Raw genomic sequence first — 16815 nt, forward strand, 5'->3', positions numbered from 1 at the left:
ACGCCGTGAGCTGGATACGCTGCGCAGGACTGGGCTTCATCGCGGCCCTCTACGTGCTCGCGGGCCGCTGGGGCGTCCACCGCCTGGCCGCCGCGGAGGTGGAGACGGACCTGTTCCTGGAGCTGCGGCTCTGGATCGTCATCTGCGGAGGGGTGTTCGCCTCGGTGGGGCTCTTCCACCGCGCCCGGCGCGAGGCCCGTCCCGCAGAGGCGAGCTTCGACCCGCCGCTCATCGCGGCCCTGCTGGGCTTCCTGGGCTACATGGCCGCCAGCGCCACCTGGTCGCCCGACTTCGACTTCTCGCTGACCAAGGTCTACGACGTCCTGCTCGTCGCGGTGATGTGCGTGGGCTTCGCGCTGGCCTGCCTGCGCCAGCCCGCGCCCCGGATGCTGGACGCGTTCTGGGCCATCGTCGTCCTGGCCACGGGGCTGCTCGCGCTCGCCGGCATCAAGCAGCTGCTGGCGGGCGGCGGCGGCGGGCGGCTCGCGGTGATGAACGGCGGGCCCAACATCTTCGCGCGGCTCATGGGGCTCTTCACCCTGGGCGCGCTCTACTTCTGGTACTGGCGGGGCCAGGCGTGGCTGTGGATTCCGATGGCCGCCTGCGGCGTGGTGCTGACGCTGCTGACGGGCTCGCGCGGCGGGTTGGCCGCCATCGTCGCGGGCATCACCGCCTTCCTCGTGTTGGGGCGCGTGCCGCTGCGCAGGCTCCTGCTGCTGACCTTGCTGGCGACGGTGGCCATCACCGCGGTGGTCATGTTCTCCCCCCTGGGAGAGGCGCTGACGAACTCCGTGCAGGAGCGCTTCCTGCGCCTCACCCTCAACTACGAGACGGGCGCGGGCGGCGCCGGCAGCAACGAAGGCAAGGTGTACCTGTCCGGGCGGGACATCCTCTACGCGAGGGCCATCCAGCTGGGAAAGGACCACCCGGTGGCGGGGGCGGGGCTGGCGGCGTTCCCCGCGCTGCGCCTGGGCGTCTACCCGCACAACCTCTTCCTGGAGATCTTCTGCGAGGGCGGCGCCGTGGGGCTGCTCCTGTTCGCGGGCGTCATCCTCACCTTCGTGCGCTCGGCGCTCCTCAGGCGCCAGGGCATGGACGGCGCCACCCTGGGCGCGGCGGTGCTGGTGCTGCTGGGCAGCCAGTCCAGCGGCGACCTCTACGACGCGCGCGCCCTCTTCCTCTTGATGGTGATGGCCTCCGTGACCGCGGCCCCCGGACGCCGGCCCGCGCACGAGGGGCCTCCCCTACCCCAGGCCCTTCCCCAACCCTCATTCACAGGAGCCGTCTGACATGCGCATCGTCTACCTGCACCAGTACTTCAACACCCCCACCATGCACGGGGGCACGCGCTCCTATGAGCTCGCGCGGCGCCTGGTCTCCATGGGCCATGAGGTCCACATGGTGACCTCCGACACGCGCGTGGACGCCGGCACGAGCAAGGGCTGGCGCGAGTCCAACGAGAGCGGCATCCAGGTGCACTGGCTGCCGGTGCCCTACAACAACGCCATGAGCTACCCGGACCGCATCCGGGCCTTCAGCCACTTCGCGGTCAACTCCACGCGCCGCGCCGCCCAGCTGCCCGCGGACGTCTTCTTCGCCACCAGCACGCCGCTCACCATCGCGGTGCCGGGCATCGCCGCGTCCCGCTGGAACAAGCGGCCCATGGTCTTCGAGGTGCGGGACCTCTGGCCCGCCATCCCCATCGCGGTGGGCGCGCTCAAGAGCCGCTCCGCCATCCTGGCCGCGCAGCTGCTGGAGAAGGCCGCCTACGCGGGCGCGGAGCACATCGTCGCGCTGTCGCCGGGCATGAAGGCGGGCGTGGAGGCGGCGGGCGTGCCGCCGGAGAAGATCACCATCATCCCCAACCTCTGCGACCCGGAGCGCTTCCAGGTGCCTCCTTCCGCGGGCCAGGAGTTCCGCCAGAAGTACCCCTGGCTCCAGGACCGTCCCATGGTGCTGTACGCGGGCACGCTGGGGCTGGTGAACGGCGTGGAGTACCTGGTGCGGGTGGCCGCGGAGATGCGCAAGCTGGACCCGGAGGTCCGCTTCGTCATCATGGGCCAGGGCCGTGAGGAGGCCATGCTGCACGCGCTGGCGGAGCGGCTGGGCGTGAAGGGAGTGAACCTCTTCTTCCTGCCCAGCGTGCCCAAGGCGCAGGTGCCCGCGGTGCTGAGCGCGGCCACCATCGCCACGTCGCTGTTCACGGACGTGCCGGGCATGCAGGACAACTCCGCCAACAAGTTCTTCGACGCGCTCGCCGCGGGCCGCCCGCTGGCGCTCAACTACGGCGGCTGGCAGGCGGAGCTGCTGGACCGGGAGCCCTTCGGCCTGAGGCTGCCGCCCAAGGACATCCCCGCCGCGGCGGCCATGCTGGCCAAGAGGCTGCGCGACCCGCGCTGGCTGGCGGAGGCCGGCGCGCTGGCCGGCAAGCTGGGCCGGGAGCGCTACTCCGCGGACATCGCGGCGAAGCGCCTGTCGGAGGTGTTGCAGCGCGCGGCGGCGGCCCGGTCATGACGGCGCGCTCGGTGGGGGGCAACTTCATCTGGTCGCTCTCCGCCGGGCTCGTCTACGCCCTCGCGCAGTGGGGCGTCCTGGTGGCCTTCGCGCGGCTGGCCACCATGGAGGAGGTGGGCGAGCTCGCGCTCGCCCTGGCCATCACCGCCCCGGTGCTGCTGATGGCGCGCATGCAGCTGCGCACGCTCCAGGCCACGGACGCCAGGAGCGCCTTCGGCTTCCAGCACTACCTGGGCCTGATGGTGCTCAACGTCGCCGCGGGCGTGGTGCTCTGCTGCGCCATCGCCGCGGGGATGGCGGACTCGCTCCACGCGGGCTGGGTCATCGCGCTGGTGGCGCTGGCCAAGGGCTTCGAAGCCGTGAGCGAGGTGTTCTACGGCGCGCTCCAGAAGGTGGAGCGGCTGGGGCTCATCGCCCGGTCCACCATCGCCAAGAGCGTGCTGTCGGTGGTGCTGGTGCCGCTGGCCCTGTGGCTCACGCACAGCCCCATCGCCGGCGCGGCGGCCATGGCCTTCGCGTGGGCCATCGTCCTCTTCGTCTTCGACGCGCGCGCACTGAAGCGCGAGTTCCCCGGCGTGCGCCCCTGGAGCACCCTGTGGCGCACGCCGTGGCGCACGGAGGGCCCGCGGCTCAAGGCGCTCTTCCTGTTGTGCTGGGTGCTGGGCCTCACGGCGCTGCTGGGCGCGCTGCGGCCCAACATCCCGCGCTACCTCCTGGAGGCGCACGCGGGCCCGGCGGAGCTGGGCATGTACGCCGCGCTCGCGTACTTCGCCGCGCTGGGCGGCCGGGTGGTGCACTCCCTGGGACAGGCCGTGAGCCCCCGGCTGGGGCGCTACCACGCGGCGGGGGACTCGCGGCGCTACGGCAGGGTGCTGGCGGGCTTCGTGGGCGCGGCGGCGGGGGTGGGCCTGTGCGCCATCGCCGGCTCGGCGCTCCTGGGCCGCTGGGCGCTGACGCTCTTCTATGGCGCCGCCTATGCCGGAAACCTCACGTTGTTCGTCTGGCTGATGGCCGCCGCGGCGCTGGAGTACGTCTGCCTGAGCCTCGCGGTGGGGCTCACCGCGGCGCGCGAGCTCAAGGGCCAGGTGGTGCTGCTGGTCGTCTCCGTGGCCGTGGTGGCGCTGGGCAGTGCCATATGGGTGCCGCGCGTGGGCCCGGTGGGGGCCGCCTGGGCCCTGGGTCTGGGGTGGGTGTCTGAATTGGGATGCAGCGCGTGGCTCACCTTGCGCGTCTGGCGGCGGCTGACGGCGCCGGAGCCCGCGCAAGGGCTCCAACCCGTTCCAGACGCCCAGGTGGATGCCCGGGAACCGACAACAGGCTGAGTCCGGGGGGCGGTGGTGGCGGGCCGGATGGATTTCTAGGCTTTCCGGCTTCAAGGAGCGCCATACCCCATGCAAAGACAGACAGGCCCAGGGCTGTTCCTCAAGCGATGCATCGACGTGGTGGCGGCGGGCGCAGGCCTGGTATGTCTTTCCCCGGTGCTGGCCGCCACGGGGCTCTTCGTCCGGTTGACCATGGGCGGCCCCGTGTTCTTCCGGCAGCGGCGCCCCGGCAGGAAGGGCCACCCGTTCACCGTCCTCAAGTTCCGCACCATGCTGGACGCCACGGACGCGGACGGCCAGGAGCTGCCGGACGAGCAGCGGCTCACCTGGGCCGGCCGGCTGTTGCGCTCCACCAGCCTGGATGAGCTGCCCCAGCTGTGGAACGTGCTCCGGGGGGACATGAGCCTCGTGGGGCCCCGCCCGCTGCTCATGGAGTACCTGCCTCGCTACAGCCCGGAGCAGGCGAGGCGCCACGACGTGCTGCCCGGCATCACCGGCTGGGCGCAGATCAACGGCCGCAACGCGCTCAGCTGGGAGGAGCGCTTCCGGCTGGACGTCTGGTACGTGGAGCACTGGAGCCTGGCGCTGGACCTGAAAATCCTGCTGCTCACGGTGGTGCGCGTGCTGCAGCGCCAGGGCATCTCCTTCGCCAGCGAGGCCACCATGCACAAGTTCATGGGCACCCCGCTGCTGGAGGCCAACGTCGTGGCCCTCCGGCAGCCGGCGGACGCCCCGGTCAGCCCGCCGTCCGCATCCGCTGCGTCCGCGGAACGGCTCGGACCACCTCCACCACCCGTTCGAGTTCCTGGCGCGTGAGGTTGGAGCCGGACGGCAGGCACAGGCCGTGGCGGAACAGGTCCTCCGCCACGCCGCCCCGCCGCCGGTCGAAGCTCGCGAAGACGGGCTGCAGGTGCATGGGCTTCCACACCGGCCGCGCCTCGATGTTCTCCCGCTCCAGCGCCACCCGCACCGCCTCCCGGTCCGCGCCGAACGCCTCCGGGTCGATGGTGAGGGTCGTCAGCCAGCGCGTGTGGCGGCCCCACGGCGCCTCCGGCATGAATTGGATGCCCGGCAGGTCCCGGAAGGCCTCCACGTAGAAGTCGAAGTTCGCGCGCCGCGCGGCCACCCGGTCCTCCAGCACGTGCAGCTGCCCCCGGCCAATGGCCGCCAGCACGTTGCTCATCCGGTAGTTGTAGCCAATCTCCGAGTGCTGGTAGTGCGGCGCCGCGTCGCGCGCCTGCGTGGCCAGCTTGAGCGCGTGCTGCACCAGGTCGCCGTCCGCGGACACCAGCATCCCGCCGCCGGACGTGGTGAGGATCTTGTTGCCATTGAAGGAGTAGATGCCCACGCGGCCCAGCGTGCCGGGGACCCGCCCCTTGTAGGTGCTGCCCAGGGCCTCCGCCGCGTCCTCCACCACCGGCACGCCGTAGCGGTCACAGGCGGCCAGCAGGGGGTCCAGGTCCGCGCTCTGCCCGTACAGGTGCACCACCACCACGGCGCGGGGCAGCCGGCCCTGGCGGGCCCGTACCGCCAGCTCCTCCTCCAGCAGCGCGGGGTCCATGTTCCAGGACGTGCGCTCGCTGTCGATGAAGACGGGCGAAGCGCCCAGGTAGCGGATGGGATTGACCGACGCGGAGAAGGTGAGCGTGCTCACCAGCACGTCGTCGCCGGGCCCCACCCCCACCAGCTGGAGCGCCAGGTGGAGCGCGGCCGTCCCGGAGCTCAGCGCCAGCGCGTGCCGCGTGCCCACGCACCGGGCGAACTCGTCCTGGAAGGCGTCGACGTGGGGGCCCAGGGGGGCAATCCAGTTGCTCGCGAACGCATCGTCGACATAGCCGCGCTCGAGCGTGCCCATGTGGGGCGAGGACAGGTAGATGCGGGAGGACATGCGAAAGCTCCAGGCAAGGCCGGGCACTTGGATCCCGGCATGACCTGGAGCGTTCGCACACTCCCTCCTCCCGCGCGCTCGGGCGGGAGGAGGGGGTGTTTGTTTCACATTGGGGAATCCGGGCTAGAGCGCCGAACCCTGCGACAGCAGCTTCGCGTTGAGCGCGCCGTTGCCGTAGTACTGGGTGTTCTGACCCACGGTGTGGGTCTCCAGACGCTGCTGGAGGGCGGCGTTGTAGCGGCCCAGCTTCACCAGGCCGTCATTGAACCAGCCCGTGCCGCTGCCCGTGCCGTCCACGTAGTTGCCGTACTTCTTGGCGGACGGCCAGATGACGTTGTTCAGGGTGGTGACGAACTTGCGCATGTCCGCGTCCGTCCACTCCATGCCCGCGTCGTGGGCTTCCACGATGTAGGCCATCACGCCGTTGCCGTGCGCCACGTCCTGGCCCGGACGCTTCTTGGAGCCCCACTCGGCGGCCCAGAAGTACGCGTTGGCGTTCACCGGGCTGGCCATCAGCTGGCCGCGCAGCGACGAGGTGTTGTTGGGCATGTCACGGTTGATGTTGTTGAAGACGGTCATGTACTGCGCCCGCTTCGTGGCGTCCGTCGTCATCTTCGACAGGTCCATGGAGATGTACGCCCAGTGCGACGCCATGTGCGTATTGACGCGGTAGATGTAGCTGTTCGCGCCGCGCTTCATCCACTTCTCGAACATGTTGCGTTCGGTGAACGCCAGCAGCTTGTCGTACTGCGCCTTGTAGTTGCTGTTGCCGTAGAGCGCGGGCGTCTCACGGATGGTGCGCAGCATGCGCGTCACGTAACGCCAGCAGTAGCTTTCGAACAGCGGGACTTCCTGGCCCAGCGTGTCCGAGCGGGCGGACGCCCAGCCCAGGTAGCTGTCCTTGAACTGGCTGCGGGGCAGCGAAGAGGAGACCTTCGCGTGGTTGACCATGTTGTTCACATACAGCAGCGCCCGGTCCATGTACTGCGTCTTGCCGGTGGCGCGATACATCGCGGTGTTGCCGTCAATGCCGTACGCGAGGTCGTAGAACTGCCAGCTGTCCAGCGACTGGCTCTTCGGCAGGAAGCTGGAGGTGTGCTCCGAGTTCCAGCGGTTCAGGAACAGCGTCTCCCAGGCCGCGACCGTGCGCAGGCTGGTGGCGGCCTGGGCGGTGGTGCCAAGGCCCTCCGACTCGGTGGCGGTGGCAGGTGCTTCAGCGGCGGCAGGGGCGTCCGCCTCGGCCACGGGCGCGGAGGCAACGTCCTCCGACTCGGGCTCGCCGGGGACGGCCGTGCTCTCCTCGGGGGAAGAGGGAGCGAGCGTCTCCGCGTCCGGGCTGGCGACATCGGTGCTGCCCGGGGTGTTATCTCCGTTGGGACTGGCCGTGCTGACCGCGTCCTGCTCGGGGTTGGGGCCGCAGGCACCACCCACCAGCAGGGCAAGCGACAACAGGGACGACAGGGCGCGACCAGAGTTGCGACGACGGGATTCCAACATCAGGGGGGTCCTGTGGGGTAACTCCAACCAGACAGCCGATGGGTTACCCTGTTGTGGGAACGCCGGAGTGCGTTCACAGGACGCCAAAAGGCTTTGCGGGCCCGCGTAATTCCTTTGTGATTAGACAAAAAAATCACTGAAACAGGCTGTCAGTGGTCAGTGCAAGGCCCCGTGGGCCTGTCCGGCTGAGCTGGCGGACTCCGGGTGGGGGATGAATGACAAGGACAGGGCAGGCGAGCGCCGTGCTGGTTCCCGACGCGGGCGCCTCGGCGCTGTCCGGGCAGTACTTCCGCTCCGAGCACCATCTGCGTGCGGAACACGTGACCCATACGCTGGTCATCCAACAAAGCAATACGGACAGGACGGTGCGGATCCCACTCATCGTGCGCGCGATTGAGGGGACGTCCTGGCGCGACGCCATCTCTCCGTATGGGTTTCCAGGCGGGGTGACGGACGGTTGGGACGGGGTTCCTGCTCCGGCGGTGGATTGGAGGGGCACGGAGCTTGTCAGCATCTTCGTGAGGGAGCGGGTCCAGGGGCCGCGCTGTTTCACGGGGGGCACGGCGCGCAACGAGGTCTTCTTCGTGGACCCGCGCCTCCCGCTCACGCTGCGGGAGATGCACCGCCGTCACATGCGGCGCAACGCGCGGCTGGGCTTCGTGAGCACGGTGCGCGCGTGCCGGGACGCGCCGCCGGAGGAGCGCGCGGGGTTCCGGGAGGTGTACCGGCAGACCATGGTCCGGGACCGCGCGTGCCACCGGTACTTCTTCTCCGACGCGTACTTCGAGGAGGTGTTCGCCTCACCGGAGGCGTGGCTCGCGACGACGCGCGCGCCGGACGGGGCGGTGGCCTCCGCGGCGCTGGTCGTCCGCAGCGACGGCCTTCTGCACTACTACCTGGGCGGCACGGCGGATGCGCACCTGGCGCGCTCCCCGGCGAAGAACGTCTTCGGGGAGATGATCGACCTGAGCGCCCGCATGGGGCTCCCGCTGCACCTGGGGGGCGGGCTCCTTCCGGGGGACGGGCTGGAGGACTTCAAGCGCGGCTTCTCCAACGCCAGCGGGCGCGTCCACACGCACGAAATCATCTGCGACGCGGCGGCGTACGCCGCGCTGTCGCAGGGCCGCGCTCCCCCCCCCAGCGGCTTCTTCCCGGCCTATCGGGCGCAGCCCCACGGATGAAGAAGGCCCCGGCCTCCCGCCCGTCAGGGGCAAGGGAGACCGGGGCTTGCCGGCGACAGCCGGAGCCGCGTGGGGTCAGGCGCTGACGTTCTGCTCCGCCGAGGAAGGCTTCGCGGGGAAGGCGGGCAGCACCTTCGCCACCGTCCCCTGTGGCTTCGACGGGGTGTACGCGGGCAGCAGGTCCTGGAGGGCGCGCTTCACGTCGTGGGTGTCACCGGCGCGGGCCGCGCGGTCCAGGCGCTTGAGCTGGAGCTGGAAGTCCGCGGGCGGCGCGGGGCTCCGGGCCACCTTGATGCGGTTGCGCACCTGCTGGGTGAGCTCCTCCTCCTCGGACATGAGGACCTCCTCCAGCTTCTCTCCCGGGCGCAGCCCCGTGTAGACGATGGGGATGTCCTTGTCCGGCACCAGGCCCGTCATGGTGATCATGTTCGCGGCCAGCTCCGCGATGCGGACCGGCTCGCCCATGTCCAGGATGCACAGCTCGCCGTAGCCGCCCAGGCCTGCCAGCACCACCAGGCCCACCGCCTCCGGGATGATCATGAAGTAGCGGGTGCAGTCCGGGTGCGTGACGGTGACGGGGCCGCCCGCCTGGATCTGCTGCTTGAAGAGGGGCACCACGCTGCCCGCGGAGCCCAGCACGTTGCCGAAGCGCACGGCGCAGAAGACGGTGCGCGACGTGGTGGCGATGTCGCGGATGACCATCTCCGCCAGCCGCTTGGAGGCGCCCATCACCGACGAGGGCTTCACCGCCTTGTCGGTGGAGATGAGGATGAAGCGCTCGGCCCCGCAGGCGTCCGCCATGCGCGCCACGTTCTGCGTGCCGAAGACGTTGTTCTTGATGGCCTCCTCCGGCGCGTCCTCCATCAGCGGCACGTGCTTGTGCGCGGCCGCGTGGAAGACGTACTGCGGGGAGAACTCCTGGCCAATGCGCAGCATCCGGTCCAGGTCGCGGATGTCCGCCACCACGGAGTGCACCGGCAGGTGCGGGTAGCGCGACTGCAGCTGGCGCACCAGCAGGTAGAGCTCGTTCTCGTTGATGTCCACCACCACCAGCGACGAGGGCGAGTGCCCCGCCACCTGCCGGACGATTTCACTGCCGATGGAGCCCGCGCCGCCGGTGACGAGGATGCGGCGGCCCGTCACCAGCCGGTGCACCTCGTCGTGGTCGAACGAGATGGCGTCCCGGGGCAGCAGGTGCTCCGGCGACAGGTCGTGCAGCATGGCGGCGGTGATCTTCTGGTCCAGGTACGCGAACGAGGCCGGGATGATCTTGAAGCTGACGCTCTGGTGCCGGCACAGGCTCAACAGGTGCCGGGTGCGCTCCGGGGACAGCCGGGGGATGGCGATGAGCACCTGCGTCACCCGGTGCTTCTTCATCAGCTCCGGCAGCGCGTCCAGGACGCCCAGCACCGGCTTGCCATTGAGGTACGTCCCCTGCTTGCCGGGGTCGTCATCCACCAGCCCGATGACGTGCCACGGGCTCTCGCGGTCGCGCAACAGGTCGCGCAGGAGCAGGTCCCCGGCGCTGCCCGCCCCGACGATGAGCGTGCGCTGGGAGCCCTTCGCCCGCGCGCGCCGCCGGTCCAGGTACCACTGCCGGACCATGCGCGGCGCGAAGCGGTGGAAGCCCAGGAGCGTGGTGGTGACGAAGAACTCCAGCGCCACCACCTGCCACGGCAGCGACTCCATGAAGAAGATGGAGCGCACCAGCTCGAACACGATGGTGCCCGCGAGGCTGGCCAGCTCCAGCCGGACGGCCTCGTGGATGCCGGAGCGGTGGAAGGACCAGCGGTGCAGCCCCAGCCAGACGAGCGTCGCCAGGCGCACCCCCACCAGCAGCGCCACGGCCCGGGGCAGGACCTCCCGGCACGCCGGGGACAGCCCGTCACCGAAGTGCAGCATCGTGGCGAACAGCAGCGAGCCGGCGATGAGGACCGCGTCCACACCGAGCATCCGCAGCCAGCCGAACCGGTGGGCCCTGCGCGGCGCACCCTCCGGGGCCTCCCGCGGCGTTGCGTCCAGGCCCATCGCATCCAGATTCTGCCCGTGTCCCATTGATGTCTCCCCCTCCAAGCCGGCGTCCCGCGGACCTCCGCCGTCCTCCCAACCGCGCAAACAGGAAGACACGCCCTAGCTTGGAATCACGGAAAGGTGTGCTCGCATCCAGTGGCGCCAAAGCCGTCCGGGAGTGCTGTAAGACTGCCTTCCCGGGGGGCTGTAGGCGGTTGAGCAGGCGGCCTGCATCCAAGGGTGGAAACCCATCCATCCGGTATGGGAACCGCGTGGGGCGGGCGCGAGGCCAACGGTGCGCCCGCGAGGATGTATCAGGGATGCGACACGCGCCCGGGCGTCAGGGGCGGCCCCGTCCGGGGCGCGATGGTGGCGCCCGCTGGCGGACACTCCGCGAACCTTGCTCCCCCGGGGCCCGCCCGCCACGCTTGGGGCCATGACGACCGAATTCATCCTGCTCCGGCACGGGGAGACGGAGTGGAACGCCCTGGGGCGTCTGCAGGGGCACCTCAACAGCATGCTCAGCCGCGAGGGGCTGCGGCAGGCGGATGCGCTGGCGGCGCGGCTGTCCACCCATTCCTTCCAGGCCCTCTACAGCAGCGACCTGGACCGCGCGGTGCAGACGGCCTCCCGCATCGCGGCGAGGACGGGCCACGACGTCCAGCGGGACGCGCGCCTGCGGGAGCGCGGCCTGGGCGTGCTGGAGGGGCTGACGCGCGCGGAGGCCGGCCAGCGCCACCCGGACGTCTTCGCCGCGTACGCGGAAGGCCATGCGGACTACGTCGTGCCCGAAGGCGAGAGCGCGACGCAGCGCCTGCGGCTGGCGCTGCAATGCCTGGAGGACCTGGGCGCGCGCCACCCGGACGCCCGCGTGGTGGTGGTCACCCACGGCGGGCTGCTCAGCGCGCTGTTGCGCCACTGCCTGGGCATCCCCGCCACCCTGCCGCGCGCCTTCTCCGTCCTCAACGCGGGTTGGAACCAGTTCGACCTCCATGAGGGGTCCTTGCGTCTGGTGACGTGGGGGGACGTGAGCCACCTGCGCGCGCTCAGCCTGGATGACACCTGAGGAGACCTGGATCACCGTACAATGGCGCACGCCATGCACACGCCATCCGCTCCGGGACTGGGACCGCCGGTTGTCTTCGTAGGCCGCGCCCAGGAGGTCCGGCGCCTGGGGGACCTGCTGAGGCGCGTGCGCACGGGCGTCGTCTACGGGCTGCCGGGCGCGGGCAAGTCCGCGCTGGTGGCCGCGGTGGCCGCGAAGCACCGGGGGCCCGTCGTGCACCGGCGCGTGCGTCCCGGGGACACGCTGGACACGGTGGTGGACGACGTGCGCCGCCTCTTGAGCGACGCGCCGGTGGCGCAGGCGCTGTCGGACGCGTCGCGGCTGGAGGCGCTGGCGGGTGAGCTGGAGGCACGCCGCGCCCTGTGCGTGGTGGACGACCTGCACGTGCTCGGGCCCCGCGAGCGCGCGGCGCTGGTGGAGGACCTGGGAGGCCGGCTGAGGCAGGGCACGCTGCTGGCCACGTCCCGCGAATCCGTGCCCCGGCACGCGGCGAGCCCGGACCGGGTGGAGCTGCGGCTGGAGGGCCTGACGGAGGAGGCCGCCCGGGAGCTGTGGCGGGAGCTGGACGCGCTCTACGGCGAGCGCGACGGCTTCGACGAGGCCTGGGGCCGCTCACGCGGGCTGCCCTTCCTGCTGCGCCGCGCCCACGCGGGCGACACGGGCGGGGACGAGCCGGTGCGCGCGGCCCTCGCGGCGCTGCCTCCGGATGAACGCCAGCTGGCCGCGGTGCTGGCCCTGAGCCACCTGCCGCTCACCGCGAGCGCGCTGGAGCCGCTGCTGCCCGCGGGCGCGGCCGCGGAGGCGCTGCGCCAGCTGGGCGCGAAGCTGCTGGTGGAGACGGACGCGCGGGGCCGGTACGGCGTGCACGACCTGGTGCGCGAGGCGATGGTGTCCCTGGTGTCACCGGACGAGGCGCGCGCCGCCCACGAAGCGCTGCTGGAGGTCTGGGAGCGCGAGCCCCTGCCCGCCGTGGTCCGGGTGCGCGCGGTGTGCCGCCACCTCCAGGCGCTGGGCCGGCACGAGGCGCGCGCGGACTTCATCGTCGCGCAGGCGGAGAGCCTGGTGCGGCACGGCGCCGCGGACGAGCTCCTGAACCTCCTGGACTCGCTGCCCGCCGCGCTGCGCACGCCCCAGGTGCGGCTGGCCCACGCGCGCGCGCGGGTGCGGCTGCTCGACCTGCGCCGGGCCTACCCGGAGCTTTTGGCCCTGCGCGCGTCCCTGGAGGCCGCCGCCGGCTCTCCACGGCCGGAGTCGAACGAGTCCCTGCGCGAGGGCGTGGGCGCGGTGCTGGTGCGGGTGGCCCTCTTCGCGCTGGAGCCGGAGGCCTGCGAGCGCACGCTGGAGGCCATGCCGGTGCCCAGCAGCGCGGAGGTCTTCCTCCAGCAGCTGCTGGCCTGGACCGCGCTGCGCTTCTTCCAGGGGCGGCTCGACGAGTCCCTGGCCATGCTGGACAACGCCGCCGCCGCGACCGGGGACCGGCGCGTGCTGGGCTGGTGCGCCTACGCCCGCGCGCTGATGCTGTGGATTGAAGGCCGCGACAGCGAGCTGGCGGAGCCCCTGGCCCAGTGTGTGTCCTTGCTGGAGGACGCGCCGCTCGACTCGCGCGGCCCCCTGGTCGCGGCCATGTCCGCGGGCATCCTCAGCCGGCTGGGCCGCTTCACGGAAGCCGACGCCGCGCTCGCCAGCGCCCGGGAGCGCCTGGGCCAGCTGGGCGCGCCCCGCCTCGCGCTGGAGCTGGACTGCATCGCGGCGTGGGTGCGTGGAGAGCGGGGACAGCGGAGAGCGGCGCTGGAGGCGCTGCGGGACACGGAGGCCCGCGCGGAGCGGGCGGGCTACCTCTTCGTCCGGCTGCTCTGCCGCGTGGGCACGGGCCGGATGCTGCTGGAGCTGGGGCGGCGCGCGGAGGGCCGGGCCCAGCTGGACGCGGTGGAGGAGGAGGTCCGCGCGCGCGGCGTGGTGGGGCTGATGCGGGCCGCGAGGGTGGCGCGCACGCTGGACGTGCCCGGCCCGGACGCGGCGCCCGTCACGGTGGAGCCGCGCGAGGTACGCCCCGGCATCGCCGCCCGTCAGCGCGTCCTGGCCGCCCTGGCCGCCGCCCGGAGCGCGGATGCGACGCGCGCCACCGCGCTGCTCACCGCGCTGGAGCCGCTGCCCCAGGACGGGGACTTCGCGCTGGAGCGCACGCTCGCGCACCTGACCCGCGCCACGCTGCACCGGCACGCGGGCCGCGCCCGCGAGTCCCTGCAGTCCCTGGAGGACGCCACCCGCGAAGCGTCCGAGGGTGGGCTGGACCCGGAGCTGCTGGCGGAGCTGACCCGGCCCCTCGCCTCCGCGCCCAAGCAGGCCCCCGCGCCGGAAGCGGTGGTGCTGGACGCCCGCGGGCACGAGCTGCGCGCGCCAGGGAAGACGGTGTCCCTGGAGCGGCGCGCCCTGCCCCGGAAGCTGCTCTACGCCCTGGCCCGCCAGCCGGGACACGTCCTGTCGAAGGAGGACTGCGTGCGCGCCATGTGGAACGCGGACTACGACCCGCGCCTGCACGACAACGCGCTGCGCGTCCACGTCAGCCACGTGCGAGACATGCTGGAGGACACCGGCTGCCGCGTGGTCTTCGAGGACCCCGGCTACCGGCTGGAGGTGCCCCCCGGCTTCACCTTCATCGCGGTGTAGACAGTCACAGGTGTTTACATTCACTTCCGCTTTAATCGAGAATCCCGGCGCCTCACATTTCCCACAAAAACCGGGGTTCACATGATTTCGGCTCAGATGGTGCGTCGCTGGACTGCCGCCAGCGCGGTGTCGCTGCTCGTCGTCGGTTGCGGTCCCCAGGCCACGGAAGAGAAGCAGGCCCAGCCGGAGACCCCGGCCCCCGCCGCCACCACCCAGGAGATCGTCGGTGGCAGCGCGACCACCATCGGCGCGAACCCCTGGCAGGTGTCGCTGCAGAGCAGCGGCGGCAGCCACTTCTGCGGCGGCTCCGTCATCAACGAGAACTGGATCCTCACCGCGCAGCACTGCGTGAACTCGGGCGGCTCCATCTCCAAGCCGGGCCGCATCGTCGCGGGCGTCACCAACCGCACCACCACCACCGGCGGGCAGGTCCGCACCGTGTCCCAGGTGGTCGTGTACCCGGGCTACGTGGACGCCAACTACGGCAAGGACGCGGCGCTCCTCAAGCTGTCCTCGCCGCTGGACCTGAGCGGCGCGAACGTGAAGGCCATCCCCATCGTCACTGCGGCGGATGAAGCGGCGGGCGTGGGCGGTGTCGGCGCCGTGGCGCGCGTCACGGGCTGGGGCACGCTGTCCAGCGGCTCGTCCTCGCTGCCCACCACGCTCCAGACGGTGGACGTGAACATCATCAGCAACGCGGCCGCGCAGGCGGACTACCAGGGCCAGGAGACCATCACCGCGGACCAGCTGGGCGCGAAGGCCTCGGGCAAGGACTCCTGCCAGGGTGACAGCGGCGGTCCCCTCACCGTCCTCAAGGGCAGCACCCGCGTGCTCGCGGGCATCGTGAGCTGGGGCTACGGCTGCGCGGATCCGGCGTACGCGGGCATGTACGGCCGCGTGTCGTCCTTCGCCAGCTGGATCGACAGCACCGTCAACGCCGTGCAGCAGCCGACGCAGACGCTGCTGAGCCAGACCAACCTCTCCGGCGCCTCCGGCACCTTCAAGCACTACGCCATCACCGTCCCCGCGGGCGCCACCACCCTGACGGTGGAGCAGTCCGGCGGCACGGGTGACGCGGACCTCTACGTGCGCCAGGGCTCGCAGCCCACGACGACGGCGTACAACTGCCGCCCGTACCTCAGCGGCAACGCGGAGACCTGCACCATCACCGCCCCCGCGGCCGGCACCTGGTACGTCTCCGTGCGCGGCTACTCCGCGTACTCGGGCGTCGCCGTGAAGGCCACGGTGCCGTAGTCGCCTCCTGATTCCGTCTTCAGCGCGCAGGGCCCTCTTCCTCCCTTCGCGGAGGGAGGGGGCCTTCGTGTTTCAGCCACCACGCGTGCGTGGGGTGCTACACCCGGTGTCATGGCCCGGCCCGTCCCCAGAGCTTCGCGCTGTCCCCACTGCAACGCGCCCTTCACGCCCCAGGTGGCGAAGACGCACTACGACTGCGGGTACTGCGGCCACGCCTTCGACCTGGACGGCCCGCCGCCGCTCCAGCCCGGGCCGCGCGCCCCGCGGCCGGGCCAGAAGAACCCGCAGGTCGTGATGAGGGTCGCGGGCATCGCGGTGATGGTCCTGATGGGCGTCATGGGCGCGGTGTTCAGCCGGGCCTCCGGAGGCCCGGACGTGCCCGGGCCCCGCCCCGTCTCGTCGCCGGTCGTCCCCGGAGCTCCGCCCGAGCCCCCCAGTCCCAAGCGCGGGCCCTTCCAGTGGGTGGAGCAGGGCGCGCCCGTGTTCGCGGACGTCAACGGCGATGGGACGGAGGACCTCATCGGCCACGTGAGCCAGCACGAAGCAGGCACCGGCTTCCGGCAGGTCGTCGCCGCGTTCGACGGCCGGACGTTCCAGACGCTCTGGGAGTCGGCGCCCGCGGAAGGGCCGGACACCTCGCGCTACGTGAAGGTCATCGCCCAGAACGGCCGGCTGGTGATGAGCGAGCAGCGAAAGCTGAACCTGCTGGAGCTGGCGACCGGCAAGCGGCTGGGGCACGCGCCCCTGACGGACTCACCGCGCCGGCTGTGCATCCCGCCCGGGGACACGACGTCCGTCTGGGTGGAGGTGAAGGACCACCAGCACCTGCTCTTCGACACGCGCACGGCCAGGGCGGAGCCCGCGCCCCAGGCGCCGAAGGGCTGCGCCACGCCGCCCGAGAGCATGAAGTCGTGCGACGTCAGCCGGCCGCTGGAGCACCCCACCACCTGCGAGCGCTCCAGCGACCCGCCCTCCGACATCCGCGGCCTCACCGTCCGGTACCTCCTGCGCTCGGGCGGCTACACGCTGGCGCTGGGCATGCGGTACCCGGGGACGTCGGTGCCCATGGTGGCGCTGTTCGAGCCGGGCAACCGCAAGCCGCTGTGGCACGACATCGTGTCGGAGAAGGATCCGCTCCTCCTGCGGGACCTCTCGCCGGAGGTGGGGGAGCTCACGAAGGACGCCGTGTACGTCATCTACGTGCTGGACCAGGGCGGCCGGCAGCTCATCCGGCGCGACCTGCGCACCGGCGCCGTCGTCTGGGACGTGGCCCTGCCCGAGGCCCAGACCAGCGCCGTCCAGCCCACCCTCTGGGCCCGGGACGGCCGGCTCTACGTGTCTGATTGGGGCAGCCTTCTCGCGCTGGACGCCGCCACGGGTGAACGCATCGGCGGCATTGGCCTGGGAGGGAAGTGA

General features: G+C 71.7%; 12 protein-coding genes. 9 read left to right on the forward strand and 3 right to left on the reverse strand.

The window, feature by feature from the left end:
* Window positions 1–5: 5 nt before the first annotated feature.
* The 4 genes from D7X96_RS03030 (at window position 6) to D7X96_RS03045 (ending at window position 4652) form a co-directional block, all read left to right on the forward strand.
* Window positions 6–1289, forward strand: coding sequence for an O-antigen ligase family protein (locus D7X96_RS03030; protein ID WP_120546893.1), 1284 nt, complete (start codon window positions 6–8; stop codon window positions 1287–1289).
* 1 nt (window position 1290) lies between these two features.
* Complete coding sequence (locus D7X96_RS03035; RefSeq protein ID WP_120546892.1) at window positions 1291–2514, forward strand: glycosyltransferase family 4 protein; 1224 nt, start codon at window positions 1291–1293, stop codon at window positions 2512–2514.
* Window positions 2511–3836, forward strand: coding sequence for a lipopolysaccharide biosynthesis protein (locus D7X96_RS03040; RefSeq protein ID WP_120546891.1), 1326 nt, complete (start codon window positions 2511–2513; stop codon window positions 3834–3836). The genes D7X96_RS03035 and D7X96_RS03040 overlap by 4 nt, the downstream gene beginning before the upstream one ends.
* Window positions 3837–3905: 69 nt before the next feature.
* A complete protein-coding gene (locus D7X96_RS03045) occupies window positions 3906–4652 on the forward strand; it encodes a sugar transferase (protein WP_120546890.1) in 747 nt (248 codons plus the stop codon).
* On the opposite strand, the gene D7X96_RS03050 is transcribed toward D7X96_RS03045, so the two are convergent.
* Both D7X96_RS03050 and D7X96_RS03055 read right to left on the reverse strand, forming a co-directional pair.
* Window positions 4573–5724, reverse strand: a complete 1152-nt coding sequence (locus D7X96_RS03050) for an aminotransferase class I/II-fold pyridoxal phosphate-dependent enzyme (RefSeq protein WP_121721817.1) — start codon at window positions 5722–5724, stop codon at window positions 4573–4575. The genes D7X96_RS03045 and D7X96_RS03050 overlap by 80 nt on opposite strands.
* Before the next feature lie 123 nt (window positions 5725–5847).
* Window positions 5848–7221: a hypothetical protein gene (locus D7X96_RS03055; protein ID WP_120546888.1), complete on the reverse strand. Its 1374-nt coding sequence runs from the start codon at window positions 7219–7221 to the stop codon at window positions 5848–5850.
* Window positions 7222–7463: 242 nt separating this feature from the next.
* Here D7X96_RS03055 and D7X96_RS03060 point away from each other — a divergent pair, with 242 nt between their 5' ends.
* The gene (locus tag D7X96_RS03060) at window positions 7464–8402 is read left to right on the forward strand and encodes a GNAT family N-acetyltransferase (protein ID WP_120546887.1); all 939 of its coding nucleotides are present in this window, start codon (window positions 7464–7466) and stop codon (window positions 8400–8402) included.
* 75 nt (window positions 8403–8477) lie between these two features.
* Here D7X96_RS03060 and D7X96_RS03065 read toward each other — a convergent pair whose 3' ends face one another.
* Window positions 8478–10457 (reverse strand): polysaccharide biosynthesis protein, encoded by a 1980-nt coding sequence (locus tag D7X96_RS03065; protein WP_121721818.1) that lies wholly within the window; start codon window positions 10455–10457, stop codon window positions 8478–8480.
* A gap of 391 nt (window positions 10458–10848) precedes the next feature.
* On the opposite strand from D7X96_RS03065, the gene D7X96_RS03070 reads away from it, so the two are divergent.
* From D7X96_RS03070 to D7X96_RS03085, 4 genes are all read left to right on the forward strand, one after another.
* Complete coding sequence (locus D7X96_RS03070) at window positions 10849–11478, forward strand: histidine phosphatase family protein (RefSeq protein ID WP_120546885.1); 630 nt, start codon at window positions 10849–10851, stop codon at window positions 11476–11478.
* 33 nt (window positions 11479–11511) lie between these two features.
* Complete coding sequence (locus D7X96_RS41380) at window positions 11512–14145, forward strand: winged helix-turn-helix domain-containing protein (RefSeq protein WP_147442650.1); 2634 nt, start codon at window positions 11512–11514, stop codon at window positions 14143–14145.
* A gap of 96 nt (window positions 14146–14241) precedes the next feature.
* On the forward strand, window positions 14242–15399 hold the full coding sequence (locus D7X96_RS03080; protein ID WP_233609407.1) for a trypsin-like serine protease: 1158 nt from the start codon (window positions 14242–14244) through the stop codon (window positions 15397–15399).
* A 111-nt stretch (window positions 15400–15510) separates the two neighbouring features.
* Entirely contained in the window at window positions 15511–16815 is a 1305-nt protein-coding gene (locus D7X96_RS03085) for an outer membrane protein assembly factor BamB family protein (protein WP_121768937.1), read from the forward strand.

Origin of the sequence: Corallococcus interemptor, from assembly GCF_003668875.1 — a bacterium.
Classification (GTDB): domain Bacteria; phylum Myxococcota; class Myxococcia; order Myxococcales; family Myxococcaceae; genus Corallococcus; species Corallococcus interemptor.

What these genes read in the sequence shown, in the direction of transcription:
- D7X96_RS03035 (WP_120546892.1), top strand. Translation starts at nt 1,291, where the DNA reads ATGCGCATCGTCTACCTGCACCAGTACTTCAACACCCCCACCATGCAC.
- D7X96_RS03040 (WP_120546891.1), top strand. Translation starts at nt 2,511, where the DNA reads ATGACGGCGCGCTCGGTGGGGGGCAACTTCATCTGGTCGCTCTCCGCC.
- D7X96_RS03045 (WP_120546890.1), top strand. Translation starts at nt 3,906, where the DNA reads ATGCAAAGACAGACAGGCCCAGGGCTGTTCCTCAAGCGATGCATCGAC.
- D7X96_RS03050 (WP_121721817.1), bottom strand. Translation starts at nt 5,724, where the DNA reads ATGTCCTCCCGCATCTACCTGTCCTCGCCCCACATGGGCACGCTCGAG.
- D7X96_RS03055 (WP_120546888.1), bottom strand. Translation starts at nt 7,221, where the DNA reads ATGTTGGAATCCCGTCGTCGCAACTCTGGTCGCGCCCTGTCGTCCCTG.
- D7X96_RS03065 (WP_121721818.1), bottom strand. Translation starts at nt 10,457, where the DNA reads ATGGGACACGGGCAGAATCTGGATGCGATGGGCCTGGACGCAACGCCG.
- D7X96_RS03070 (WP_120546885.1), top strand. Translation starts at nt 10,849, where the DNA reads ATGACGACCGAATTCATCCTGCTCCGGCACGGGGAGACGGAGTGGAAC.
- D7X96_RS41380 (WP_147442650.1), top strand. Translation starts at nt 11,512, where the DNA reads ATGCACACGCCATCCGCTCCGGGACTGGGACCGCCGGTTGTCTTCGTA.
- D7X96_RS03080 (WP_233609407.1), top strand. Translation starts at nt 14,242, where the DNA reads ATGGTGCGTCGCTGGACTGCCGCCAGCGCGGTGTCGCTGCTCGTCGTC.
- D7X96_RS03085 (WP_121768937.1), top strand. Translation starts at nt 15,511, where the DNA reads ATGGCCCGGCCCGTCCCCAGAGCTTCGCGCTGTCCCCACTGCAACGCG.